22 protein-coding genes are annotated in these 24,165 nt (G+C 65.8%); 10 read left to right on the top strand and 12 right to left on the bottom strand.

The annotated features are described in order from the left end of the window. Nucleotides 1-127 precede the first annotated feature (127 nt). Together rpoC and rpoB are read right to left on the bottom strand one after the other, a co-directional pair. Nucleotides 128-4,006, bottom strand: coding sequence for a DNA-directed RNA polymerase subunit beta' (gene rpoC, locus KXZ72_RS11395; RefSeq protein ID WP_226081051.1), 3,879 nt, complete (start codon nt 4,004-4,006; stop codon nt 128-130). A 47-nt stretch (nt 4,007-4,053) separates the two neighbouring features. Next, nucleotides 4,054-7,545, bottom strand: coding sequence for a DNA-directed RNA polymerase subunit beta (gene rpoB, locus KXZ72_RS11390; RefSeq protein WP_226081050.1), 3,492 nt, complete (start codon nt 7,543-7,545; stop codon nt 4,054-4,056). A gap of 407 nt (nt 7,546-7,952) precedes the next feature. Here rpoB and KXZ72_RS11385 point away from each other — a divergent pair, with 407 nt between their 5' ends. The 4 genes from KXZ72_RS11385 (at nt 7,953) to KXZ72_RS11370 (ending at nt 10,634) form a co-directional block, all read left to right on the top strand. Then, the gene (locus KXZ72_RS11385; RefSeq protein WP_226081049.1) at nt 7,953-8,825 is read left to right on the top strand and encodes a spermidine synthase; all 873 of its coding nucleotides are present in this window, start codon (nt 7,953-7,955) and stop codon (nt 8,823-8,825) included. 58 nt (nt 8,826-8,883) lie between these two features. Then, complete coding sequence (locus tag KXZ72_RS11380; protein WP_226081048.1) at nt 8,884-9,414, top strand: SprT-like domain-containing protein; 531 nt, start codon at nt 8,884-8,886, stop codon at nt 9,412-9,414. Then, nucleotides 9,411-9,926 (top strand): DUF1697 domain-containing protein, encoded by a 516-nt coding sequence (locus KXZ72_RS11375; protein ID WP_226081047.1) that lies wholly within the window; start codon nt 9,411-9,413, stop codon nt 9,924-9,926. The genes KXZ72_RS11380 and KXZ72_RS11375 overlap by 4 nt, the downstream gene beginning before the upstream one ends. An 87-nt stretch (nt 9,927-10,013) precedes the next feature. Next, nucleotides 10,014-10,634, top strand: coding sequence for a CGNR zinc finger domain-containing protein (locus KXZ72_RS11370; protein ID WP_226081046.1), 621 nt, complete (start codon nt 10,014-10,016; stop codon nt 10,632-10,634). A gap of 66 nt (nt 10,635-10,700) precedes the next feature. On the opposite strand, the gene KXZ72_RS11365 is transcribed toward KXZ72_RS11370, so the two are convergent. The 7 genes from KXZ72_RS11365 to KXZ72_RS11335 form a co-directional block, all read right to left on the bottom strand. After that, nucleotides 10,701-11,954 (bottom strand): signal peptidase I, encoded by a 1,254-nt coding sequence (locus KXZ72_RS11365; protein ID WP_226081045.1) that lies wholly within the window; start codon nt 11,952-11,954, stop codon nt 10,701-10,703. 106 nt (nt 11,955-12,060) lie between these two features. Further along, nucleotides 12,061-12,735, bottom strand: coding sequence for a hypothetical protein (locus KXZ72_RS11360; protein ID WP_226081044.1), 675 nt, complete (start codon nt 12,733-12,735; stop codon nt 12,061-12,063). A 12-nt stretch (nt 12,736-12,747) separates the two neighbouring features. Beyond that, nucleotides 12,748-14,076, bottom strand: a complete 1,329-nt coding sequence (locus KXZ72_RS11355; protein WP_226081043.1) for an RCC1 domain-containing protein — start codon at nt 14,074-14,076, stop codon at nt 12,748-12,750. Continuing rightward, complete coding sequence (locus tag KXZ72_RS11350; protein WP_226081042.1) at nt 14,073-14,663, bottom strand: hypothetical protein; 591 nt, start codon at nt 14,661-14,663, stop codon at nt 14,073-14,075. Before KXZ72_RS11350 ends, KXZ72_RS11355 begins: the two co-directional genes overlap by 4 nt. Beyond that, a complete protein-coding gene (locus tag KXZ72_RS11345) occupies nt 14,660-15,244 on the bottom strand; it encodes a hypothetical protein (RefSeq protein WP_226081041.1) in 585 nt (194 codons plus the stop codon). The genes KXZ72_RS11350 and KXZ72_RS11345 overlap by 4 nt, the downstream gene beginning before the upstream one ends. Then, a complete protein-coding gene (locus KXZ72_RS11340; RefSeq protein WP_226081040.1) occupies nt 15,241-15,864 on the bottom strand; it encodes a hypothetical protein in 624 nt (207 codons plus the stop codon). The genes KXZ72_RS11345 and KXZ72_RS11340 overlap by 4 nt, the downstream gene beginning before the upstream one ends. A gap of 104 nt (nt 15,865-15,968) precedes the next feature. After that, nucleotides 15,969-16,595 (bottom strand): hypothetical protein, encoded by a 627-nt coding sequence (locus tag KXZ72_RS11335; protein ID WP_226081039.1) that lies wholly within the window; start codon nt 16,593-16,595, stop codon nt 15,969-15,971. A 312-nt stretch (nt 16,596-16,907) separates the two neighbouring features. On the opposite strand from KXZ72_RS11335, the gene KXZ72_RS11330 reads away from it, so the two are divergent. Continuing rightward, nucleotides 16,908-17,588, top strand: a complete 681-nt coding sequence (locus KXZ72_RS11330; protein WP_226081038.1) for an RNA polymerase sigma factor — start codon at nt 16,908-16,910, stop codon at nt 17,586-17,588. Nucleotides 17,589-17,623: 35 nt separating this feature from the next. On the opposite strand, the gene KXZ72_RS11325 is transcribed toward KXZ72_RS11330, so the two are convergent. Together KXZ72_RS11325 and KXZ72_RS11320 are read right to left on the bottom strand one after the other, a co-directional pair. Continuing rightward, on the bottom strand, nt 17,624-18,178 hold the full coding sequence (locus KXZ72_RS11325) for a 2-phosphosulfolactate phosphatase (protein ID WP_226081037.1): 555 nt from the start codon (nt 18,176-18,178) through the stop codon (nt 17,624-17,626). A 60-nt stretch (nt 18,179-18,238) separates the two neighbouring features. After that, nucleotides 18,239-18,709 (bottom strand): EVE domain-containing protein, encoded by a 471-nt coding sequence (locus tag KXZ72_RS11320; RefSeq protein ID WP_226081036.1) that lies wholly within the window; start codon nt 18,707-18,709, stop codon nt 18,239-18,241. A gap of 68 nt (nt 18,710-18,777) precedes the next feature. Between KXZ72_RS11320 and KXZ72_RS11315 the strand changes: the two genes are divergently transcribed. From KXZ72_RS11315 to KXZ72_RS11300, 4 genes are all read left to right on the top strand, one after another. Beyond that, nucleotides 18,778-19,311: a hypothetical protein gene (locus tag KXZ72_RS11315; protein WP_226081035.1), complete on the top strand. Its 534-nt coding sequence runs from the start codon at nt 18,778-18,780 to the stop codon at nt 19,309-19,311. Between the two features lie 241 nt (nt 19,312-19,552). Then, a complete protein-coding gene (locus KXZ72_RS11310; protein ID WP_226081034.1) occupies nt 19,553-21,004 on the top strand; it encodes a DEAD/DEAH box helicase in 1,452 nt (483 codons plus the stop codon). An 85-nt stretch (nt 21,005-21,089) separates the two neighbouring features. Further along, nucleotides 21,090-21,803, top strand: coding sequence for a hypothetical protein (locus KXZ72_RS11305; RefSeq protein ID WP_226081033.1), 714 nt, complete (start codon nt 21,090-21,092; stop codon nt 21,801-21,803). A 46-nt stretch (nt 21,804-21,849) separates the two neighbouring features. Then, complete coding sequence (locus tag KXZ72_RS11300) at nt 21,850-22,743, top strand: hypothetical protein (protein WP_226081032.1); 894 nt, start codon at nt 21,850-21,852, stop codon at nt 22,741-22,743. Here the strand turns inward: KXZ72_RS11300 and KXZ72_RS11295 are convergent. Continuing rightward, on the bottom strand, nt 22,740-23,312 hold the full coding sequence (locus tag KXZ72_RS11295; protein WP_226081031.1) for an NUDIX hydrolase family protein: 573 nt from the start codon (nt 23,310-23,312) through the stop codon (nt 22,740-22,742). The genes KXZ72_RS11300 and KXZ72_RS11295 overlap by 4 nt on opposite strands. Nucleotides 23,313-23,459: 147 nt before the next feature. On the opposite strand from KXZ72_RS11295, the gene KXZ72_RS11290 reads away from it, so the two are divergent. Further along, entirely contained in the window at nt 23,460-24,158 is a 699-nt protein-coding gene (locus KXZ72_RS11290; protein ID WP_226081030.1) for an alpha/beta hydrolase, read from the top strand. Nucleotides 24,159-24,165: the final 7 nt, after the last annotated feature.

Raw genomic sequence — 24,165 nt, 5'->3', positions numbered from 1 at the left:
GTTTCTTCGACCCTACCCGGAGAGGCTCGCCGATTATTGCGCGCACCCCCGACCGTAATCGGTTTGTTAATAACAAAGCGGCCGCCCACCCGAGGGTGGACGGCCGCCGCGTTATCGACGCTCGGACCTAGTTATAGGTACCGGGGGTGAAATCGTCTCCGGTGAAGGAGTCGAAGTCCACAAACGAGAGGTCGTTCTCGTCGAATACACCGTCGGATGCGAAGATCCGGTTCGGGTAGCGCTCGGCCTTGGCCTCCTCCGTCGCGTCGACCGAGACGTTGCGGTAACGCGCAAGTCCGGTTCCGGCGGGGATGAGCTTACCGATGATGACGTTCTCCTTGAGGCCCACCAGCGGGTCGGACTTGCCCTCCATGGCCGCCTGGGTCAGAACCCGGGTGGTCTCCTGGAAGGACGCGGCCGACAGCCACGACTCGGTCGCCAGCGAGGCCTTGGTGATACCCATGACTTCCTGACGGGCCGAAGCTGTGCGCTTGCCCTCGGCGAGGGCGGCACGGTTGAGCTCGTTATACCGCGAACGGTCAACCAGCTCACCCGGCAGCAGATCGGTATCGGCGTGGTCAACCACGGTTACCTTGCGGAGCATCTGACGGACGATGACCTCGATGTGCTTATCGTGAATCGGCACACCCTGCGAGCGGTATACGCCCTGCACGCCACCCACGAGGTGCTTCTGAACCTCGCGGACACCCTGCACGCGCAGAACCTCCTTGGGGTCCACGGCACCGATGTGCAGCGGGGCACCAAGCTCCACGTGCTGGCCGTCCTCAACGAGGAGAACCGCACGCTTCAGCACGGGGTAGATGACCGGCTCGTCGCCGTTATCCGGGGTCAGGATCACCTTACGAGACTTATCGGTCTCGTCGATGGTGATGCGACCGGCGGCCTCGGCGATCGGGGTGGCCCCCTTGGGGGTACGCGCCTCGAACAGCTCCTGCACGCGCGGCAGACCCTGGGTGATGTCATCGGCCGAGGCCGAACCACCCGTGTGGAAGGTACGCATGGTCAGCTGGGTACCGGGCTCACCGATGGACTGAGCGGCAATAATACCGACGGCCTCACCGATGTCCACGAGCTTTCCGGTGGCGAGCGAGCGACCATAGCAGGCAGCACATACACCCACGGCGGACTCACACGTCAGTACGGAGCGCACCTTGATCTTATTCACACCGGCCGAAACCAGCTCGTCGATCAGGACGTCTCCGACATCCGCGCCGGCCTCGGCAATAACCGTGCCGTTCTCGGCCACGGCGGCTGCCGCGAGCGAGCGAGCGAATACGGAGTTCTCCACGTTGGGGTCCTTGGTCAGGACACCCTCGGCGTTCACAGCCGCGATCGGCAGCTCCAGGCCCTTACCGGTACCACAGTCGTCCTCACGGATGATGACGTCCTGCGAGACATCCACCAGACGACGGGTCAGATAACCCGAGTCGGCGGTACGCAGTGCGGTATCGGCCAGACCCTTACGGGCACCGTGGGTTGCGATGAAGTACTCCGCAACCGACAGACCCTCACGGTAGGACGAGATGATCGGGCGAGGGATGATCTCACCCTTCGGGTTGTTCACCAGGCCTCGCATACCCGCAATATTGCGGATCTGCAGCCAGTTACCACGGGCTCCCGAGGTCACCATGCGGTTGATGGTGTTGTCCTTCGGGAAGTTCGCGCGCATGGCCTCGGCTACCTTATCGGTGGCCTCGGTCCAGATCTCGATGAGCTCGGCGCGACGCTCGGCGTCGGTGGTCAGACCCTTATCAAACTGGCTCTGAACCTTGGCGGCCTTCTTCTCGTAGCCGGCCACGATCTCGCGCTTATTCGGCGGGGTGAGAACGTCCGACAGGGCAACGGTGATTCCCGAACGCGTGGCCCAGTAGAAACCGGCGTCCTTGATGTTGTCCAGCGTCGCGGCAACCACGTTTTTCGGGTACCGCTCGGCGAGGTCGTTGACGAGGGTCGACAGGCGACCCTTATCGGCAACATCCTGCACATAGGGGTAGTCCGCGGGCAGCAGCTCGTTGAAGAGTGCCTCACCCAGCGTGGTGTCCACGATGATCGGGCCGTCCACATAACCCTCGGGCTTGGCCTCGGGATAGAAGTGGACGTTATTCAGACGGATCTTCACCATGGCGTTGAGGTCCAGGGTGCCCTGGTCCTTGGCCATGATCGCCTCGGAAACCGTGGAGAAGGCGCGGCCCTCTCCGATGGCACCCTCGGTGACGGTGGTGAGGTGGTGCAGACCGATGATCATATCCTGCGAGGGCAGGGTCACCGGGCGGCCGTCCGAGGGCTTCAGGATGTTATTCGAGGCGAGCATCAGGATGCGAGCCTCGGCCTGGGCCTCGACCGACAGCGGCAGGTGAACTGCCATCTGGTCGCCATCGAAGTCGGCGTTAAACGCGGCACAAACCAGCGGGTGCAGCTGAATGGCCTTACCCTCAACGAGCTGAGGCTCGAAGGCCTGGATACCCAGGCGGTGCAGCGTAGGTGCACGGTTCAGCAGAACCGGACGCTCACGGATGATCTCCTCGAGCACGTCCCAGACCTCGGGACGGGCGCGCTCAACCATGCGCTTTGCGGCCTTGATGTTCTGGGCGTGGCTCAGGTCGATCAGGCGCTTGATCACGAACGGCTTGAAGAGCTCCAGAGCCATCTGCTTGGGCAGACCACACTGGTGCAGCTTCAGCTGCGGGCCCACCACGATGACCGAACGGCCCGAGTAGTCCACGCGCTTACCCAGCAGGTTCTGACGGAATCGACCCTGCTTACCCTTGAGCATGTCGCTCAGGGACTTCAGGGCGCGGTTACCGGTACCGGTGACGGGGCGACCACGACGACCGTTATCGAACAGTGCGTCCACGGCCTCCTGGAGCATGCGCTTCTCGTTATTCACGATGATCTCGGGGGCACCGAGGTCAAGCAGACGGCCCAGACGGTTATTGCGGTTGATCACGCGACGGTAGAGGTCGTTGAGGTCGGAGGTCGCAAAGCGGCCACCGTCCAGCTGAACCATCGGGCGCAGCTCCGGCGGAATCACCGGAACAACATCCAGAACCATCGCGGCCGGCGAGTTGCCGGTCATGATGAAGGAGTTAACCACCTTGAGGCGCTTAATTGCGCGGATCTTCTTCTGACCCTTGCCCTCGGAGATCTGCAGGTGCAGGAGCTCCGACTCGGCGGGGAGATCGAAGGAGAGCAGGCGCTTCTTGATGGCCTCGGCACCCATGAATGCCTCGAAGTACACGCCGTAGCGGTCCTGGAGCTCGTGGAACACGGAGTCCTCGGGCTTCAGGTCGCCCACCTTGAGGGTGCGGAAGTCTTCCCACACGCGCTCCAGCTGGGCGATCTGCTCGTCGAAGGACTTACGCGTCTGCGTCATTTCCTTCTCGGCGGCATCCTTGGCGCGACGCTTCTGGTCGGCCTTGGCACCCTCGGCCTCAAGGGCCGCGAGGTCGTCCTCGAGGCGCTTCAGGCGGTCGGCGATGCGGGCATCGCGCTGGTCACCCAGGGTCTTGAGCTCAAGCCGCAGCTCGTTCTCGAGGCCCGGAAGATCGGCGTGACGGCCCTCTTCGTCCACGGAAATCACCATATAGGCGGCGAAGTAGATGACCTTTTCGAGGTCCTTCGGTGCCATATCGAGGAGGTAGCCGAGGCGGCTGGGGACACCCTTGAAGTACCAGATGTGCGTGACGGGCGCGGCGAGCTCAATGTGGCCCATGCGCTCGCGACGAACACTGGACTTGGTGACCTCTACGCCACAGCGCTCACAAACGATGCCCTTAAAGCGGACACGCTTGTACTTGCCACAGGAACACTCCCAGTCCCGCGAGGGTCCGAAGATCTGCTCGCCGAACAGGCCGTCCTTCTCGGGCTTCAGCGTGCGGTAGTTGATGGTTTCGGGCTTCTTAACCTCACCGTGCGACCAGCGACGGATGTCGTCGGCGGTGGCCAGGCCAATGCGAAGCTCGTCAAAAGTTGTTACATCGAGCAATTTCTCTCCTAAAGAAAGGTCTCTAAAACTCTGCGTTGACCGGCTGGTTAGATCTCGTCAACAGACGAGGACTCGAACCGGGAGGAAATGTTGATACCGAGTTCTTCGGCGGCGCGGAATGCGTCGTCATCGGTGTCCTTGAGGCTGACGACCTGTCCATCGGCCGAGAGGACCTCGACGTTCAGACACAGCGACTGCATTTCCTTGATCAGAACCTTGAAGGACTCGGGGATACCCGGCTCCTGAATGTTCTCGCCCTTGACGATGGCCTCGTATACCTTCACGCGGCCCAGGATGTCATCGGACTTGATCGTCAACAGTTCCTGGAGGGCATAGGCGGCACCATAAGCCTCAAGTGCCCACACCTCCATCTCACCGAAGCGCTGTCCACCGAACTGTGCCTTACCACCCAGCGGCTGCTGCGTGATCATGGAGTACGGACCCGTGGAACGAGCGTGGATCTTATCGTCCACCAGGTGGTGGAGCTTCAGGATGTACATATAACCGACCGAGATGGGCATCGGGTAGGGCTCACCGGAGCGGCCGTCAAACAGCTGCGCCTTACCGGAGTGGTCGATCAGGCGATCGCCGTCACGGGTCGGGATGGTGGAGTCCAGAAGACCCGCAATCTCGATCTCGGACGCGCCGTCGAATACCGGGGTGGCTACCTTGGTGCCGGGCGCGGCCTCGCGGGCCTGCTCGGGGAGGTCCTTGGCCCAGGACGGCTTGCCCTCGACCTTCCAACCCTGAGTCGCGATCCAGCCGAGGTGCGTTTCCAGCACCTGACCGAAGTTCATTCGACCGGGGATACCCATCGGGTTCAGCACGATGTCCACGGGGGTTCCATCGGCGAGGAACGGCATGTCCTCTACCGGCAGGATCTTCGCGATGACACCCTTATTACCGTGACGACCGGCGAGCTTATCGCCCTCGGTGATCTTACGCTTCTGGGCGATATAGACCACAACGCGACGGTTCACGCCGGAACCGAGCTCGTCGTCGCCCTCCTCGGAGTTGAACTCCTTGACGGCGATGATGGTACCGCGCTCACCGTGGGGAACCTTCAGCGAGGTATCGCGAACCTCGCGGCTCTTCTCGTTGAAGATGGCCCGGAGCAGACGCTCCTCGGCGCTCAGCTCGGTCTCGCCCTTGGGGGTGACCTTACCGACGAGGATATCGCCGGGGCGAACCTCGGCACCGATGCGGATGATGCCGCGCTCGTCGAGGTCCTTCAGGAGCTCGGGCGAGACGTTGGGCAGATCGCGGGTGATCTCTTCCTTACCCAGCTTGGTATCGCGGGCGTCAACCTCGTATTCCTCGATGTGAATCGAGGAGAGGGTGTCGTCCTTTACCAGGTTCTGGGAGAGGATCATGGCGTCCTCGAAGTTATAACCTTCCCAGGTCATGAAGGCCACGAGGAGGTTCTTACCGAGTGCCAGCTCACCGTTTTCGGTGGCGGGACCATCGGCGATAACCTCGCCGGCCTCGATGCGGTCGCCCTCGGTGACGATGACGCGGTTGTTATAGCTGGTGCCCTGGTTGGAGCGGTCGAACTTCCGCAGGTAGTAGTCCTCGGTGCCGCCCTCGTCCAGCTGGACGGTGACAACCTCGGCCGAAACCTCGGAGACCACACCGGAACGGTTGGCGGTGACAACATCGCCGGCGTCGATCGCGGCGAAGCCCTCCATACCGGTACCCACGATGGGCGAGACGCTGCGCAGCAGCGGCACGGCCTGACGCTGCATATTGGCACCCATCAGGGCGCGGTTAGCATCGTCGTGCTCGAGGAACGGGATGAGCGAGGTGGCCACGGAGACCATCTGGCGGGGCGAAACGTCCATATAGCCGATTTCGGAGTGGGCGAAGAGGTCTACCTCGCCACCCTTCTTACGGGCCAGAACGCGCTCCTCGGTGAACGAACCATCTTCGTTCAGCGGTGCGTTGGCCTGGGCGACGATGAAGTCGTCCTCTTCCATCGCGGTGAGGTAGTCGATGTTCTTGGTGACCACGCCGTCAACAACACGACGGTACGGGGTCTCGATGAAACCAAAGGCGTTGATGCGGGCGAACGATGCGAGCGAACCGATCAGACCGATGTTCGGGCCTTCCGGGGTCTCGATCGGGCACATGCGGCCGTAGTGGGACGGGTGAACGTCTCGCACCTCAACACCGGCGCGCTCACGGCTCAGACCACCCGGGCCCAGCGCGGACAGACGACGCTTATGCGTCAGGCCGGCGAGGGGATTGTTCTGGTCCATGAACTGCGACAGCTGCGAGGTACCGAAGAACTCCTTGATCGCGGCGACGACGGGGCGCACGTTGATCAGGGTCTGCGGGGTGATGGCCTCGATGTCCTGCGTGGTCATGCGCTCGCGCACCACGCGCTCCATGCGGCTCAGACCCGTGCGGACCTGGTTCTGGATGAGCTCACCCACGGCACGGATACGACGGTTACCGAAGTTATCGATATCGTCGGTATCGATGCGGATCTCCGCCGGGGCGCCCTTGCGGACCCCGGTGAAGTGGCTCTCGCCGGCGTGCAGACGCACCAGGTACTTAATGGTGGAGACGATGTCTTCCACGGTGAGTACCGAATCGGTGAGGGGAGCCTCAAGACCAAGCTTCTTATTGATCTTATAGCGACCCACCTTGGCCAGGTCATAGCGCTTGGTGTTGAAGTAGAAGTTGTCGAGCAGCGCGCGGGCGGCCTCGGCGGCAACCTGCTCGCCCGGACGGAGCTTGCGGTAGATATCGCGCAGCGCGTCTTCCTTGGTGAGGATGGTGTCCTTCTCCAGGGTGAGTGCAATCGACTCGTACCCGGCGAACTCCGCCATGATGTCCTCGGTGGTCAGGCCCAGGGCCTTGAGGAAAACGGTGACCGACTGCTTACGCTTGCGGTCGATGCGGACACCAACCTGATCGCGCTTATCGATCTCAAACTCGAGCCAGGCTCCACGGCTGGGGATAACCCGAGCCGAGTAGAGGTCCTTATCCGAGGTCTTCTCGGGGGTGCGCTCGAAGTACACGCCGGGGCTACGCACCAGCTGAGACACAACAACACGCTCGGTACCGTTGATGATGAAGGTACCGCGCTCGGTCATGAGCGGGAAGTCGCCCATGAAAACGGTCTGAGTCTTGATCTCACCGGTGAGGTGGTTCATGAACTCGGCCTCGACATAGAGAGGAGCGGCGTAGGTCTTGCCACGCTCCTTGCACTCGTCAATCGAGTACTTCTCCGGCTCCAGGAAGGGGGCGGTGAAGCTGAGCTGCATCGTCTCGCCCAGGTCCTCGATGGGAGAGATCTCCTCGAAGATCTCATCGAGGCCGGAGTTAGTCGGCAGGTCGTTACGGCCCTCGGCAGTTTCTTCGGCGACGCGGGTTTTCCACGCCTCCGCTCCTACTAGCCAGTCAAAGCTCTCCGTCTGCAATGCAAGCAGGTCGGGAACAGTGAGCGTGTCCGTGATCTTTGCGAACGACAGGCGGGAGTGCCCGCGGCCGTTCTTGGGTGAAGTGGTGGATGCGTTGCGCGCAGCAGCCAAGGAAATAACCTCCGTGGACCCCGTCGGGCCTAAGTTACCGTGAGTAAGGTGGAGTACTCGCAGAACGTACAGTGCGGACACTTCTTAACCCCGATATATGGGTAGTGAAGCACCGAGGCCGACCGCAATATGAAGGCGTGGTGAAACGTCTGGGAGCGCAAAGATCAATCATATGCGTAAAACCCGCGGATGTCCAGCGGGTAGCTTGAAAAGATTGGGCCGGTCCGGTATAAGGCTCCGGGCCCGTGGGGATATGCGGTCGAGCAGTGCGTAATTTCTTAGCGCACGGCAACAGCATAATGCGAGCGGGTGACAAATTGCACATCGGTGGCGCGCGCGGGTGGTGGCGGGGCTCCCGCGGGCGCCGCGGCCGAGCCGGAACGCGCCACGCAGGATACACTCGGGGCGTGGCACGCACAGAGGATCACCCCAGTATCAAGCTTAAGCTCAGCGGCTATCGCGCCCAGATCGAGCCCGACCGCTTTGTTCCCGGCAGCTTCCAGCTGGTCGTGGATGGCACCCCGCAGTCCCATGTGGACCTGGATAAGCCCGATAACCTCTTCTTTGAGTACGTGCAGCGCATCGGCCATATCGTGGACCTCGTGGACGAGCCCGGCAAGCCGATCACGGCCGTGCACCTCGGCGCGGGGGCGCTGACCCTTCCCCGCTATGTGGAGGCCACGCGCCCCGGGAGCCGGCAGCAGGTCCTGGAGATCGAGCAGGACCTCGTGGATTTTGTGCGCGAGCATCTGCCGTGGTCCAAGCGGGCGTCGATCCGGGTGCGCTACGGCGATGCCCGGGACACGCTGGGTAAGCTTCCCGCGGGCATGCACGGGGCCGTGGACCTGCTGATCGTGGATATCTTCTCCGGGTCGCGCACCCCCGCCCACGTGACAAGCGTGGAGTTCTATCGGGAGGCAGCGAAGTTCCTGAAGCCGGATGGCATCATCGCGGTGAATGTGGCCGATGGGCCCGGGCTGAAATTTGCGCGCGCGCAGGCCGCCACGCTGGCCTCGGTCACCGAGCATGTGGCCGCCCTCGCCGAGACGCAGATTCTTAAGGGCCGCCGCTTTGGCAATATCGTGATGATCGGCTCGCACTCACCCCTGCCGATGGATTTTGTGCCGCGCCTGCTCGCGGGCGGACCGCATCCGGCCAAGGCCGTGGTGGGTGCCGAGCTTCGCGCGTTTATGGCCGGGGCGGTGCCGGTGACCGATGCCGATGCCACCTCCTCCCCCGATATGGATCGCGGCGTTTTCAGCTTTAAGGCCGGCCAGTAGCGGTGCCTCCACCCCCGCGCGGGATGAAAATGTCGGTGCGGGGGGATAGCGTGGGTCTATGGCCGATCTAAATCGCGTGCGCGTCTGGGCCCAGGCCCTGATCGAGCTGCACCTGCCCGGGCAGGGCTGGACCTTCCGCTTCGATAATGCGAAGCGGCGCGCGGGGCTGTGCAACTATACCCAGCACGAAATCTCCGTCTCGCGCTATCTCGCCGCGCGCTATGAGGACGACGAGATCCACCAGATTCTGCTGCACGAGGTGGCCCATGCCCTCGCGGGCTCGGCCGCCGGGCACGGCCCGGCCTGGCGCGCCGTGGCGGCCGACCTTGGCTATGAGGGCTCCCGGCTGCACAGCGGGGCCACCGCGGATGAGCTCGCGCCCTGGGTGGGCACCTGCCCCGTGGGCCACGAGATTTTCCGGCATCGCAGGCCCACGCGCCGCAGCTCCTGCGCGGTGTGCTCGCGGAAATTTGCGCCCGAGTTTGAGATCACCTGGGTGCACCGCGATATCACGCACTCCATCCGGCGCGCGGCCACCGCCGCGGCCTCCCCCGCCGCGGGCGGCAGCCTCCCGGCGGCCGGGAGGTGAGCACTACCACGGTGGCGCTGCTGCGCGGCATAAACGTGGGCGGGGTGCGGGTGGGTGCCGCCGATCTGCGCGCCGAGTTCGCGGCGCTGGGTGCCACCTCCGTGCGCACCGTGCTCGCAACCGGCAATGTGCTCTACGATTCCCCCGGGCCCGATCCCGAGGCCATCGCCGCCGCGCTCTCCGCGCGCTTTGAATATCCCGCCCGGCTCCTGGTGCGGCCGCGGGAAAATCTCGCGGCCGCCGAGGCCGCCTATCCGTTTAGCGAGGATGCCGAGCATCACGCCTATGTCGTCTTTCTCGCCGATCCCGGGGCGCTGCTGGACCGGTTCCGGGCGGCCCATCCCGATTCCACGGAATCGGTGGCGGCGGGCGAGGGGGTCCTGCTCTGGCGCGTGCCCCGCGGCTCCAGCACCCAGACGGCCCTGGCCCGAGAGCTTGAGCGCGCCAATCGGGGCGGGCTGCTCAGCACCACCCGGAACCTGCTCACGCTGCGCCGTATTTTGCGCGCCTAGCCGGGCACCCGACAGAAATATCGTCTAATCGCGGAAAAATGCGCCGCGCGATTTCCCGAACGCCCAAGCACTCAATAACCTAATGGGGTGATTGATCAAAACGGGAATACCGTCATAACGGGACAAAATTTCCTCTCCAGTGAAGGCATCAACTGGTTTTTCGACAGCGGAAGCTGCGCCCTCGACTTTTGTTATACCGGTTCTTGGGCCGCGGCCGATGGCCGGCTGGACCGCGCCGTGGAGACCCTCACCGACCCCGAGGCGCTCACCGCCTGGCTTGGTGCGCTGGTGCCCTGCTCCCCCGCAAATGATCGTGATCTTCAGGATGCCCGCGCGCTGCGCGAGGCGATTGCCCGCATCGCGCGCTCCCTCGCCTCGGAATATGAGGCCCCGGGCACCGATATCGACATGCTGAACCTCTACGCGGCCACCCCGGATGTTCCGGCCCGGCTCGCGGGCGGGCTGCGCCAGGCTGGGCGCACCGAGCCGCGGGCGGCACAGGTGCTTGCGAGCATCGCCCGGGACGCCGTGGCGCTGTTTTCCGGGCGCACCGCGGGGCGGCTGCGGCACTGCGCCGCCGAGGACTGCGACCTGATTTATTTTGATGCCTCGCGCGCGGGCAGCCGCCGCTGGTGCTCGATGCAGCGCTGCGGAAACCGCGATAAGGTGCGCCGCCATCGGGCACGCCTGGCGGCCGCGAAGGCCTAGCCCCTAAACATCAAAACCGGCCCCTCCCGAGTTCTCGGGAGGGGCCGGTTTTTGCGTGGGGGGGGGCTAGCGGCGCAGGCCGCGGTTTTTTCCGCGCGGGCGGAAGGTCTGCTCCGCGGCGGGCTCGGCATCCGGGAGAACCTCGCCGGAGGGGCGCTCAAGCGTCTCGGTCCGGGTGACCGGCTCCGCCGGGGCCCAGGCGGGCATCGCGGGGATCTCGGCTACCGGGGCACCGGCGGGGGCCTCTCCGGCGCCGGGATGCGCGGGCATCGGAGGAATAGTGGCGGAGGCCGCGGGGGCCACAGCCTCGGTCGCCCCGCTCATGAACGCGGGGAGTTCGGGGAGGGCAGGTTCCGCGACCGCCGGCATCGCCGGGACCGCCTCGGCCGCGGGCGGCACCGAGGCGGGCTCAATGTTTTCGGTCGCGGCAATACCCGGGACCTGTGCCACCGGTGTGGTGGTCAGCGGCGTCAGCGGAAGCGCACGGGTGGCGTTATCGATCGGGGCACCGGGGGCGGGCACCGGATCGGCGGCGGCCTCCTCGGGGGTGAGCACAGGCGCAATCGGCGCGGTGGCAGGCACCGGATCCGCGGCGGCCTCCTCGGGGCTGAGGACGGGCGCAAGCGGCGCGGGGGCGGCCGCGGGGGCCGGGGTGGGGGCCGGGGTGGGGGGCGCAAAGATCGTGAGGAAGTCCTCATCCTCCATCTCCGGTGCCGGGGTCGCGGGCGTCGGCGCGGGGGCCGTCACGGGGGCGGGATCGGCTTCCGGGGTGTCCGCGGCCGCTTCCGCATCCGCATCCTCCGCACCCTTCTCCTCCTCGCGCGGCTTTCGCGTGCCCGGAATCAGGTACAGGGCCACGATAAGCGCGGCTGCCGCGATCAGCAGCAGGATTCCGGGGCGGCTCTGAATCGCGCCCGAGACATATCCCAGGAACGGAATATGGATCTGATATTTGGCACCCTCGGTGATGTTATAGACGGAGGCATCGGCGACCTTATTGGCGTCACCGCGCATGATCATCGTATAAACGCCCGCCCGCTGGGGGTTCTCCTCGATGCTCTCCACGCGGTGTGTAATCAGCTCATCGCTGCCGTTACGCACGGTCGTGATGACGTCGCCGACCCGGATCTCCGAGGCGGGAATCGTGCGGCTGAGCACCAGCGAACCCGTGGGAATCCCCGGCTCCATCGAACCCGAGACCACGTTCAGCGGCCGGAGCCCCGCGATCAGCGCTACGGCAAATACCACGATGCACACGGCACCGAGGATCGAAAAGGCCGTGAGTATAATCGACCGAAAACCGCGGTAGATCATCCGCATTTTAACTCCCCCGAAAATGGATTTATCCGCCACGCCGGAATGCCGCCGCCCGGAAGGTTTCCCCTCCGGGCGGCGGCACCCGGCGCGCAGATACGGCCAGTGGCCGCTATTTAGTAGATTCTGCGTTCACGCGCAGCTTGATGGCCGCCTGTCCGCCGTTCAGCGCGGCCGTGGCGGGATCGTCCAGATAGTGCACGGTCAGCTTGACGGTTTTTTCGCTACCCGGGGCACCCGCGGCGTAAACCGCACCCTGGGCAAGCGCCGCCGAGCCGCGGGATTCCAGGATCCCGAGGGCGCCCTTGGCCGTGCCCCACTCCGCGTCGGTGAAGATCGCGGTGCCATCCACCTCGGCGCTGAAGCGCAGGAACGGGGTGATATTGGGCACGCCCGCCACCTCGCCGGTTCCGCCGGAGGCCAGCACCTCGATGTCCACGGCCGAACGCAGCCGCGGCACATTGCTGAAGAACGGGATCTCCGTGCTAATCGTGGAGCCCGGGATCATCGTGGCCGCCTCGGGGATCTCCCAGTCAAAGCCGGCGGCCCCATCGGCCTGCTCCACGGTGCCGTCCTGCGCCACGAGGGCGATATCAAAACGATCGCTTGAGCCCACGCCGCGGTCACTCTCGGACGTGATATTTACGTTGGCCACGTCGTTGACCGCGGCCACGGTGGCCAGGGCACCCACGGCCATAACCGTGCCGAGGCCCAGCAGGAGCCGCGCCTTGCCGCTGCGGGGCAGGAAGCCCCATGCGCGAGCGGACTCTGTGGTGTTTTTTGTCATGTCCGTCCCTCTCTAGGGGGTTACCAGGGCGTCGAGGCCCAGGCTCGGGGAAATAACACGGAGGGCCGAGCCCGCGGATCCGGCCGGCCCGGTGCCGTAGGGAGCACCGATTTCGCCGTACTGGTTCCTGCCGGACCCGCGGAACAGTCCATCGTCCCCGCGCCAAATGATGTGGCGCTGGCCGTGGAAGATCGTATTCACGCTGCGGGCGATCAGGGCGGGACGGTTCTCGGGGAGGATCTCATAATTCACATGAGAGCCAAATCCGTAGACGTCACCCTTGGAGTCCATCGCCATCCACCCGGTGAACGAGTGGGTCACGTTGACGATATCGCTGATGCCGGGCACCACCGCGGGGCGGCGGGTGTGCTGGCCGTTGGTCGGGCGACCGATCCGGTCGGTGGCCCCTCCCCAGGTGAGCAGTCGCCCATCGGAGAGCAGCGCGGCACCCATATCGATGCCTCCGCGGATATCCACGATATAGCCGGCTCCGGGAGCCACGTTGCCCTTAAACCAGGGGGCCATCGACTTGGACAGCGACGCGCCATTGGGCGAGTCATATTCCTGATAGGCGGTGGATCCGGCCTCTCCCCAGTAGTAGATCTCGCCGTTGGCGAGCATAACCCACAGGTTCTCATAGCCGGCCGTCACGGCCACGGGCATATTGCCGCCGCCGGGTGCCGCGGGATCGGGCAGCCCGGGAACGCGGCTCGCGCCGCGATCGGAGAGCCCACCAAAGGCGCGCTTACCCCAGGCCCAGACGGAGCCGTCGCGGCGGATGGCCGCGCCGGCCTGCGAGGAGTGGGCGATCGCGGTCACCTGGTCCAGCAGCGCTCCGCCGCCGTTCCAGTTGGTCTGAATGCGTACCCGCTCGGGACGCCCATCGGGCCGGCTCACGCCGGTTCCGTCGTTGAGCGGCTGGCTGCCCCAGCCCCAGACATAACCATCGGTGTCCAGGGCGTTAAAGTTCAGTCTTCCGCCCGCGAAGGACACAATCTTGCCCTCGGGAAGCCCGCTGACCTTGGTCACGGGCTGGCGGGTACCGCCGCGGTTATTTCCGGCCATCGTGAGGTCGGTGCGACCCCAGATATAGGCGTTGCCGTCGTTGCCCAGCGCGGTGCCGGACTCGATCACGCGGGCCGAGGTGCTGCCCCCGCCGCCAAAGGTGCGCGGAATATTCGCGGTGATCTGCTCGGAACGGGTAAACGCCTCATCGGTATAGGCGGCACCGCTGGGCACGCCGGCCAGCAGCAGTGCGCCCACGGCGGCCAGGCCGGTCAGGCCCATCAGGGTGCGACGACGACGCGGGCGAGGCCCGGTGGTCACGGTAGTGGGCGTCATGAGTGCTCTCCTCTCAGGGCACGGGCGCGGGCCAAAGCCACACCCGTCAACACGAGAACGGCGGCGGCGATTCCGCCGGCCAGGGGCGAGACACCGGTCGTGGCGAGGCCACGGTCGGCGGCATCGGCCTGCACGGTGACCACGGCGAGCGCAAGCTCGGAGTCCAATGCCTGATATTCGTTTCCCGCCGCATAGGGAAGGGTCAGCACAACGGTAAACGTTGTGGTGTCCCGCGCGCCGAGGGCGGCGAGCGGGGTGGGATTATTAATCAGCTCGCGGGCGTTATCCACGCGGACGAGGCTGCTGCCCGCGGCGTCCAGGAGCTCCATTCCGAGCGGGTGATCGCCGCCAAAGAGCAGCGATTCCTCCACGGAGTTAAGCTTCACGAGCAGATCCACCGGTTCATCGGTGAGATTGGTGACACCAAAGTCCAGCTCGGTGGCCTTACCCGGATCGGGCACGGTCAGCTGATCGGCCCCGGGGGTGATCTGCACCACATCTCCCGCGGCCAGGGCCGCGGTGGGTGCACCCCAGAGGAGACCGCCAATAAGGAGTGCGGCACCCAGCGTCAGGGTTCGTTTCCTCATAGTACGCTCATCCCCTTGAAGGTCACACCGAAGGCGGTGTGGGCACCGTTCAGTGCCGGGTCGGTTGCGGGATCCGCGGTGATGGACAGCAGCAGGCGGTGTTCCTCGCCCGCGTTGACCCCGCGATAGATGTGATCGGCGTTGGCGTTAAACTCCGCGACCGTCATGCCCTGTCCCAGCGGCGTATTATCCTTCGTGACGTCGATGCGCATGGCATCAATCAGCTGCGAGCACGTTGTATCGCAGCCGGGAAGAGTGGTGATCTGGGGGATGACCTCGCCGCGCGGGGAGTTGACGTCTACGCGGAAACGAGCCTCGTAGATCATCGGCACGGTGGTCGACAGAATGGCCTGGGGAGTGACCGGGAGCACAACCGCGGAGGCCTCGTTCTCGGCCTCCTGCCAGTTCTGTGCCGCGTCCTTTACCTGGATATTAAAGCGCTGCGCGTTGCCCAGGGCTCCGGCAGCTCCGAGATTTACCTCGGCGTGATCGTGGAATGCGGCCGCGGTGGCCGTGGCGGTACCCGCGAGCAGGAGGCCCACGACACCAATCACAAGGAAACGCTTACGCGGGATACTCATGGGTTGATCCCCTCGAAGCTAAAGGTGAGGTCGGTGGAGGCCATTTGCCAGCGGTTGTCCAGCTCACTCGGCATGTGGATGGCCACGTCGAGAATGAGCTGCTCACCGGCGGGGAGATCCCCGGGCCAGATGATGGTGCGCAGGTCTTTACCGGGCACCGCATCCGCAAGAAGGGTTGCCCCATCGCGGATGGTGAAGTTCAGGTGGTCAAAGAGTTCCAGGTAGTTCCCCGTGACGGGGTCCACTGCCTCGCCGCGCGGCCAGGGATCAACGATGGTGAGTTCAATCTCACCCGCGCGGTTGCTGCTGTTGTTTTTTACTGCGACCCGGACATCAAGCGTGGATCCGGGGGCCATCAGATAGCCCGATCCGTCCGAGGTCAGCTGGATGCGATAGTCGTCCTCGGGGTTTGCCTGTGCCCAGGAGTCCTCGGTTGGGGTCCAACCGGGTTCCGAGGAGCCCGCGGCCACCAGGTTAAAGATGTCACCGTTGGAGATAACGGGAATCCGGAGTTCCTGCTCCCCCGTGACCGCCGCGGCGGTCAGCAGGGCCGAGATTCCCATCAGCACACCTGCCGATACCAGGGTTCGCTTGGTTCCCGAGCGTGATACTGGAATCACGTTCTTCCTCCCATTTAGTTGGTTTTATTGCCCGTTGAGCGGAAAGGTGGGCCTGCCGAGGCAGGCCCACCCTCGTCACGTATTGCTCGGAAACTACCGAGGACCTACGGGGTGACCGAGTCTGCGTTGAAGTGCAGCTGGGCGAAGGAAACCTTCTCGGAGAGCGCGTTATTGGCGGCCTCGCTACCCTGGTCCGGCAGCGAGATGCTCAGGCGAACCGAGCTCTCGGTTCCGGCGGTGAAGGTACCGGCGTCGATGGCGTTGAACTGTGCCTGGGTGCCGTTGCTGAGCAGCGAAACGCCGTTCACAACAACGCTGTAGCGCAGTGCGGCAACCATCTCGGGGTCGCTTACCTTGCCGGCGCGGTCGTTCAGGCTGAGGTCGATGTCAGCGGAGAGCTTGGGGCTCTCGTTGCGGAACGGGATGTCCACGGAGATGGTGTCTCCGGGGGTCAGGGTGTCGGCACCGGGAACGGCGATGTTAACACCATCGGCGGTGTCGGCTTCCTGCCACTGGCCCAGGATCGGTGCGCCGGCGGCGTCGGTTGCAACAACCTGGATGTTGAAACGGTTGTTTCCACCGATACCCGAGTCATCGGTTCCGTTACCGATGTTCAGGTTTGCAAAGTCGTTAAACGCTGCGGTGGTCGCAAGTGCGGCCACGGCCAGGAGTGCTCCTCCGGCAACGTAAATGCGCTTGCGGCCGGTCTTCTTGTTGATGGTCTCAGACATGTAGTCGTGAATTCCTTTCTTGGACGGGATTCCCCGCGCCCCGTCGCCTCACCCCCTCGGTGAAGCGGAGTCGATCGCCTTGACGATTCGGACTCGTTAGTGAGTGGCGAAAGGTTCGTTTTTGTTACGGGAGGTAAATAGTACAGATGTTTGCATTTGCCGTTTTGCCCCGGAATCACGCGGAATTTTTGAAAAAACTCGCGCCATAACGACGTCCTAAATGCGTCAGTAGCCCGTCTTAAATATTTCTCGAATTAGGTTCGGAAGTAACAAGAAATCACCCGACATCAAATCTCTCGGAAGGGGGGACGAATGAAAAATACGACCGAACTCTTTGCCTCGTTGCAGCCCAAACTCTGTGCCTATTTGCGCCGGCTCGGCGCCACCGAGCAGGACGCCGAGGACGCCGTGGCCGATGCCTTTGAGGTGCTCCTCGAGCGCGCCTCGGCAAGCTCGGAGGAGCGCATTAACGACAGCGCCTTTCTCTATACCGTCTCGCGCCGCAATCTCTATGCGATCTGGGCGGCGCGCAGCCGCACCACGATGCTGGAGCCCGCCAGCCTGGAGGCCGTCAGCGAGGCGGTGACCCCGCTGGAGGTGGCCGAGAGCCCGCTGGTGACCCTGCTGGAATCGGAGCTCTCGGCGCAGGCGCTGCGCGCGCTGACCGCCCCCGATCAGCAGGTACTGCGCAAGGTTTATTTTGAGGGCAAGGGGCCCCGGGAGATCGCCGTTGATCAGTCCCGCGTGCCCGGCGCCGTCCGCACGCACCTGCATCGAGCGCGTTCGCGGTTCCGCGAGCAGTATCTCAACGCCTATGCCCGCCGCAATGGCCGCCCGGGCTGCGAGGATCGCACCGCGCTGCTGTGTAAATGCGCGCTGGATACCGCGACCACGCGCCAGGCCACCGAAATGTCGCTGCACCTCAGCGAGTGCATGGACTGCCGCGATCTCATCTCGGACCTGCGCGATGAGCGCACCTCGCTGGGAGGATAGCCGCCGTTACCCGGGCGGCCTCGGGCGAGGGGAGGCTAGGCCTCCGCGCCCTCGCGCAGAACCACCACCTCGGTCTGCGTATCAATCTGTGATGCGGCCTTGACCGGCTCGGCGCTCAGCCGGTTGCGCACCAGCTGGCCCACGATCGAGGCCGTAAACAGGTGCCCGGTGGCCCCGCGCAGCCCGGCAAAGGCGGCGGCGGCCACGGCGGCCTCGGGCGAGGTGAAGTCGATGCCGCGCTCGGCGAGCGCATCGGCGATCGCCCCCGCGGCCAGGAAGTCGTGGGTGGCAAAGCCGCCCTCAAAGCCGGCACCCACGAGTGCCACGGTGAGGCGGCGGCCGAGCGCCACCTGGCGGCCGAGGATCCACTCGGCCACGGCCGTGCGGGAGTTCAGGCTGCCGAGGATGATGGCCGTATGATCGCCCAGCCCGTCTAGCGCCGGAATCGAGCCTGCCTCGGGCAGCGAGTCCACCCAGACCAGGATGTCCACATCGCCGAGACGACGCAGGCCCTCGGGCCCAAAATCAAACCGGACCTGGTAACGGCCCTGGGACGGCGGGGAAATCTCGGGTGCGCTTGACTGGTTCACCCCGTCAGCTTAGACGCAGCGGGTGCCGGGCGCATCCTCGAATGTCGCAGTATTACCGGGTTAGCGCGGCGGCTGCGCCATCCGCTCCTCGGGTGCGGGTGGGGCCATCGCGAGGCGCAGCGTATTAAAGTCATTTTTGCTCAGCGGGATGAGGCCGCGGCGCAGCGGTTCGGCCCAGTTGATCCCGGTGGAGGTGAGATCCAGCACCGGGCTCATCAGCCGCAGCGGTACCGGGGTGATCTCGGGCGCAAAATCCACGCGCCGCCGCCACGGCCGCCAGTGCTCGCCGGGCACGGTATCCCCGTCCACCCGCACCGGGCGCTTATCGGCGATCCGGCCGATCGCCGTGAAGTCCCGCAGCGGCTCGTCCTCCCCCGCCCGCATCCGCGGCGAGTACAGGACCAGGCCGTCAAAGAGGCCCATCTCGGAGAGCGTCTCGTGCAGGCCCGGGGATACCTGAAAGGAGCCGTTGCGCCTCGCCCACTCGGCCTGCGCACCGCTCACCACCCCGAGCCAATATCTGATCACCACCCTCTATTTCTAGCGCACGTTGGGCCCGGGCCCTGGCGCGCGCGGCGGCCAGCGGTCAGACTGGGGGTATGTATGTTCAGCTGAGGTTCCCGATCGAGTGTTCCCCCGAGGAGGCCTGGCGCGCGCTGCGCTCGGTGGCGGTGGTGCGCGAAATCTATGCGCCGCTGCTGGATGTGCGTCCCGTATCCCCCTTTATCCCCGCGGAGCCCGGCGCGAGCCTCGCGGCCGAGGACGTCCTGGCCCCGGGCACGATGTGGGAGCCGGGCGAGGTGGAGTGCGAGATTCGCCTCCTGGGCGTGATCCCCCTCGGGCGGCAGATTATCCGGGTGAATTTTGAGCGCTCCCGGGACGGCTCGGCGGATATTTTTGTGGATACCGGCGGGGCCACCGCGGGCCCGCTGAAATTCCTCCGCGGCTGGCGTCATCGCATGGCCGTGGCCCCCGATCCGGCCGATCCCACGCGCACCCTCTGGCGCGATCGCGTGGAGTTCCACGGCCCGGCAGCACCGGTGTTTTGGTTCCTGCTGTGGTCGCTCTGGCAGGTGCGCGGCGCGAGCATCCGCCGCCTCGCCCCGGGCTGGTCGGAGAGCGTGCGCTCCTAGCCGCGCGGGTGCACTCCCAGAAACGTGCTGTAGGGTGGGGGTACTTGCGGTAATTTCCGGGCTGTTCGCGGCCCGCCTCCCGCTTGCGTCGTAGAACGCTCCCTCTCTCGTCGGCCCCGCCGATTCGATGACACTTCATACGGCGAACGGATGCGCACACCTGCGCCTTCGCCACCCTGCCCCGAAGCACAGCGCCCCGCGCTGGTGCCCGCGGGGAAATGATGCCCCGAAAGGCACCACCTTGTCAGAAACCACTTTTAGCGCCCTTGGCGTGCCCGCACCCCTCGTGAAGTCTCTTGCCTCCGAGGGCAAAACCGAGGCGTTCCCCATCCAGGTGGATACCCTCCCCGATACCCTTAACGGCCGCGATGTGCTGGGCCGCGGAAAGACCGGCTCGGGAAAGACCCTGGCCTTCTCGATCCCGCTGGTGGCCCGCCTGGCCACCGAGCTCTCCGGCGGCGCGCGCCGTCCCGGCCGCCCGCTGGGCCTGGTGCTCGCACCGACCCGCGAGCTGGCCACCCAGATCGCCGCCGTAATCACCCCGCTGGCCGAGGCCTATGACCTCAAGGTCACCACGATCTTCGGTGGCATCAACCAGACCCGTCAGGTAAACGCACTCAAGGCCGGCGTGGACATCGTGGTGGCCTGCCCCGGCCGCCTCGAGGACCTCATGAAGCAGGGCTTTGTGAAGCTCGACGCCGTGGAGATCACCGTGATCGACGAGGCCGACCACATGGCCGACCTGGGCTTCCTGCCGATCGTCACCCGCCTGCTGGCCGCAACCCCCGAAAACGGGCAGCGCATGCTGTTCTCCGCCACCCTGGATAACGGTGTCGATAAGCTGGTCCGCCGCTTCCTGCACAACCAGGTGCTGCACTCCGTGGACGAGGCCACCTCGCACGTATCGGCCATGACCCACCACGTCTTCGCCGTGAACTCGCTCGACGAAAAGAAGGACCTGATTAAGGTTCTCGCCTCGGGTACCTCCAAGCGCATCCTGTTCACGCGCACCAAGCACCAGGCCAAGAAGCTGGCCAAGCAGCTCACCGAGCAGGGAATCCCCGCCGTGGATCTGCACGGTAACCTCTCCCAGCCCCAGCGTGACCGCAACCTCGCGGCCTTCGGAACCGTGGGTCCCGGCGGCGTGCGCGTGCTGGTCGCAACCGATGTGGCGGCCCGCGGAGTGCACGTGGACGGCGTGGAGCTTGTGGTCCACGTGGATCCCCCCATGGAGCACAAGGCATATCTGCACCGCTCGGGCCGTACCGCCCGCGCCGGTAGCGAGGGTGACGTGGTGACCATCGTGATCCCGAGCCAGACCGAGGATCTGAAGAAGATCATGCGCAAGGCCGAGATCAAGGTGGAGTTCCAGCAGGTGCGCCCCGATAGCGCCCCCGTGACCGAGCTGGTGGGCCCGGTTGCCCCCTATGTGAAGCCCGTAAAGGTGGCCGCACCCGCGCAGGGTGGCGGACAGAGCCAGGGCGCCAATGCGCAGCGCAAGCGCAATGCGCGTGCCGGTGGCGGCGAGCGCGGCGGAGCCTCCCGCGGCGGCGCCCAGGGTGCCGGTCGTGGCGATGGCCGTGGCCGTCCCCGTCCCGCCGGTTCCGGCGGCGGCGAGCGCAGCGGTGGGGCCGGTTCGGGCGCCTCGCGCGGCCGCAGCCAGGGGAGCCGTCGCGCCTCCAGCGCACGCTAAACCCACCTCTTAAAAAGACCCCCGGGATCGGACATTATCCGCGTCCCGGGGGTCTTTTATTTGCCCCGCGGGATAGGCTCGAGGGATGACGGTCAGCCCAGAATCCTCGATCCTGCCTCCCGCCCTCACGCCCCAGCCCGATCCCGGACGGCGCCGCAAGGTGGCCATCGCCTCGGGCATCGTGGCACTGGCAATAATCGGCATTATCGCCGCACTCTTTATCCTGCCCGGCCGCCTGCTTCCGCCGCCGCCCGCCGAGGCCTCTCCCCCGGTGCGGGCCGCCGCGGAGGATGCCGCCGCGAGCCTCGGCACCGCGGAGAACCCGGCCCCGCTCTCCACCGAGATGATCCTCGCCGTGGACGGGCAGGACCGCTATCGGATCGCGCTGGGTACACCGATCCTGGACGATACCGACGCGATGCTCGCGGCCATCGCCGCGACCCGGGCGGAGGCGGCCGAGGCCGGAAACGAGATCTTCGAGGAGGAGGATACCGCGCTGCCCGAGGGCTATCGCTGGGCCACCGTGCCCGTGACCGTGACCTCCCTGGACGATAGCCTGGGCGTTCCGCATCGCGATATCTCGGTGCGCTATATCGCCGCCGATGGGCAGTCCACGGATGCGCTGATTCGGTTCACGTTTGCGCCCGAGCCGAGCCTATCCGCCTTTGATGTGCTCGCCCGAGGGGAGAGCGTGACCGGTAATGTCGCGATGCTTCTGCCCGCGGTGGATCCCGAGGCCGGGCAGTTTGAGGTGGCACCCGCCTGGGACCCGAGCGGATTTCGCTTTCACGTAAAGTAAGGCTGGCTCCTCAGAAACACTCGGTTTCGGCTGTTAGTTTCGGGGCATGTCCACGCCCCTGCCGGTCCCGCCCGCTCTCCCCGAAAGCATCGTCATCCCGCCGCGGGGGCCGGCGCCCGGCCTCGCCATCGGCTCGGTGCTGCTGGGTATCTGCGGGCTTATCCTGGCGCTGCTTCCCGTGCTCACCTATATCGGGGTGGCGCTCGGGGCCGCGGGTGTACTGATCGGGGTGCTGGGGGTGCTGCGGGCACGCGGATCGCGGCGACGCCCGCTGATCGGCACGGTCATCAGCGCGGCGGCGCTGGGCGTGGCGCTGCTGATGACGGGCGTCTACGGCGGGCTATTTTCCGCCGCTCCCGTGCCCACACCGGGCACCGTGGGCACCATTACCGCCGCCGATCCCGATGCCGGCACCCTCGGCAGCGATACCAACCCCGCCGCGCTGAGCACCCCCGTGGTGCTGACCATCGCCCCGGGATCCACCCTGCAGATCGCGCTGGGCATTCCCAACCTCGACGATGATGCGGCCGTGCGGGCAGCGAGCACCGCGGCCGCGCGCGATGATGCAGCCAATCACCCGCCGGTTGATCCCGAGGACACCGAGGACCCCATCTCCGCGGCCACCCCGCCCGAGGGATATCGCTGGGCCACGATACCGGTCACGGTGAGCTATCACGGCCCGCTCACCGCCACCCCCGCCGAGCTCCTCAACCTGCGCTATCTCGCGGAGGGCGCGGGCCCGGATACCGAGGCGGCCGCCCGCGCCGAGGGCGAGGTGGTCTCCCCCGCCCCGGCCCTGAGCGATTTTGACGGCCTGGGAGACGGCCAGGCGGTCACCGGAAACGTCTCGTTCCTGGTGCCGCTGAAAAATCCGGAGCGCGGCACGCTGCTGCTGGGCTCGGCCGATTCCCCCACCGGCTTTAGGTTTAAAATCTCCTAGCGCAGCGCGCCCACCGAGGCCAGGGCCGAGCGCAGGAGCGTGCCGCGGCCGCCCTCCATCTCGGCACTCACGGCATCACTCGAGGCCTCCTCGGGCGTGAGCCAGGTGATTTCCAGGGCGTCCTGGCGCGGCTCGCACGTGCCGGTGACCGGCACCACATAGGCGAGGGATACGGCGTGCTGGCGATCATCGGTGAAGGCCGAGAGGCCCGGGAGCGGAAAATATTCGGCCACATGGAAGGGCACGGGGCTCGCGGGAAGCAGCGGAAAGGCCATCGGGCCCAGATCCTTTTCCAGGTGCCGGAAGAGCGAATCGCGCAGGGTCTCGCCGTACATAACGCGGCCCGAGACGATGGTGCGGGTCATCGCGCCGAGGGCGGTGCCGCGCAGCAGGATACCCACCTCGGTGACCTGCCCGAGGCCGTCCACGCGCACGGGGATGGCCTCCACATAGAGGATCGGCAGGCGGTGCCGGATCTCCTCCAGCTCCACATCGCTCAGCCAGCCCGGGGTGAGGGGGCGCTGGGGCTCATCGGGTGTCTGATCGGGATCCGGGGTACGCACGCTCATGCTTCATTGTTACAAGTTTCCGCGCGGTTAGCGACCCGGGGAGGCAATACCCGATGCCGCCCGAAGCGAAATCCCTTTCCGATGTCGGAGGATGCGCCTAGTCTGGGAGTGCGCAGAGCCCACCGCCGCGAGAAAAGGAATCCCGCCATGTCGCCCCGTCCCGTGATCGACCCCGAAGCCGTCCTCTGGTCCGCGCCGGAGGCCGAGCGCGCCGGCCGCCCCCTGCTCCTCCTGCTGCACGGCTATGGCTCCAATGAGGCCGATCTCTTTGGCCTCGCCCCGTATCTCCCACTCGACCCGGTCATCGCCTCGCTGCGCGCGCCGCTTGCCGCGCCGTGGCCCATCGACGGCTGGTCCTGGTTCCCGCTGGATGTGCCCGGTTCCCCCGCCCCCGCCGGGGTAGACGCCGCGGCCGATGCCATCCTGGAGTGGCTGGATTCCCTGCCCGTGGCTCCCGCCTCGGTGGCCGCCGCCGGCTTCTCCCAGGGCGGCGCGCTCTCGCTGCACCTGCTGCGCCGCGCCCCCGAGCGCCTGTCCTTTGCCGTGAACCTCGCGGGCTTTGTGATCGACGGCCCCCAGCCCGGCGATGCCGCGCTGGCCGAGTCGCGCCCCCCGGTATTCTGGGGCCGCGGCACCCAGGACGAGGTCATCGCCGAGGACGCCATCCTGCGCACCACCGCCTGGCTTCCGGGGCACTCCACGCTCTCCGGGCGCATCTATGAGGGGCTGGGTCACTCCATCTCCGAGGCCGAGCTTGCCGATGTTCGGGCGTTCCTCGAGCGCCGCTATGCGGGCGAGCCCGCCCCCGGTGGCGCGGCCGAGGGCACGGCCCCCGGCGAGGCCTAGGGGCCGG

It is taken from the genome of Mycetocola spongiae (assembly GCF_020424085.1).
Lineage (GTDB): Bacteria > Actinomycetota > Actinomycetes > Actinomycetales > Microbacteriaceae > Mycetocola > Mycetocola spongiae.
This window is presented reverse-complemented; position numbering and strand designations above follow the sequence as displayed.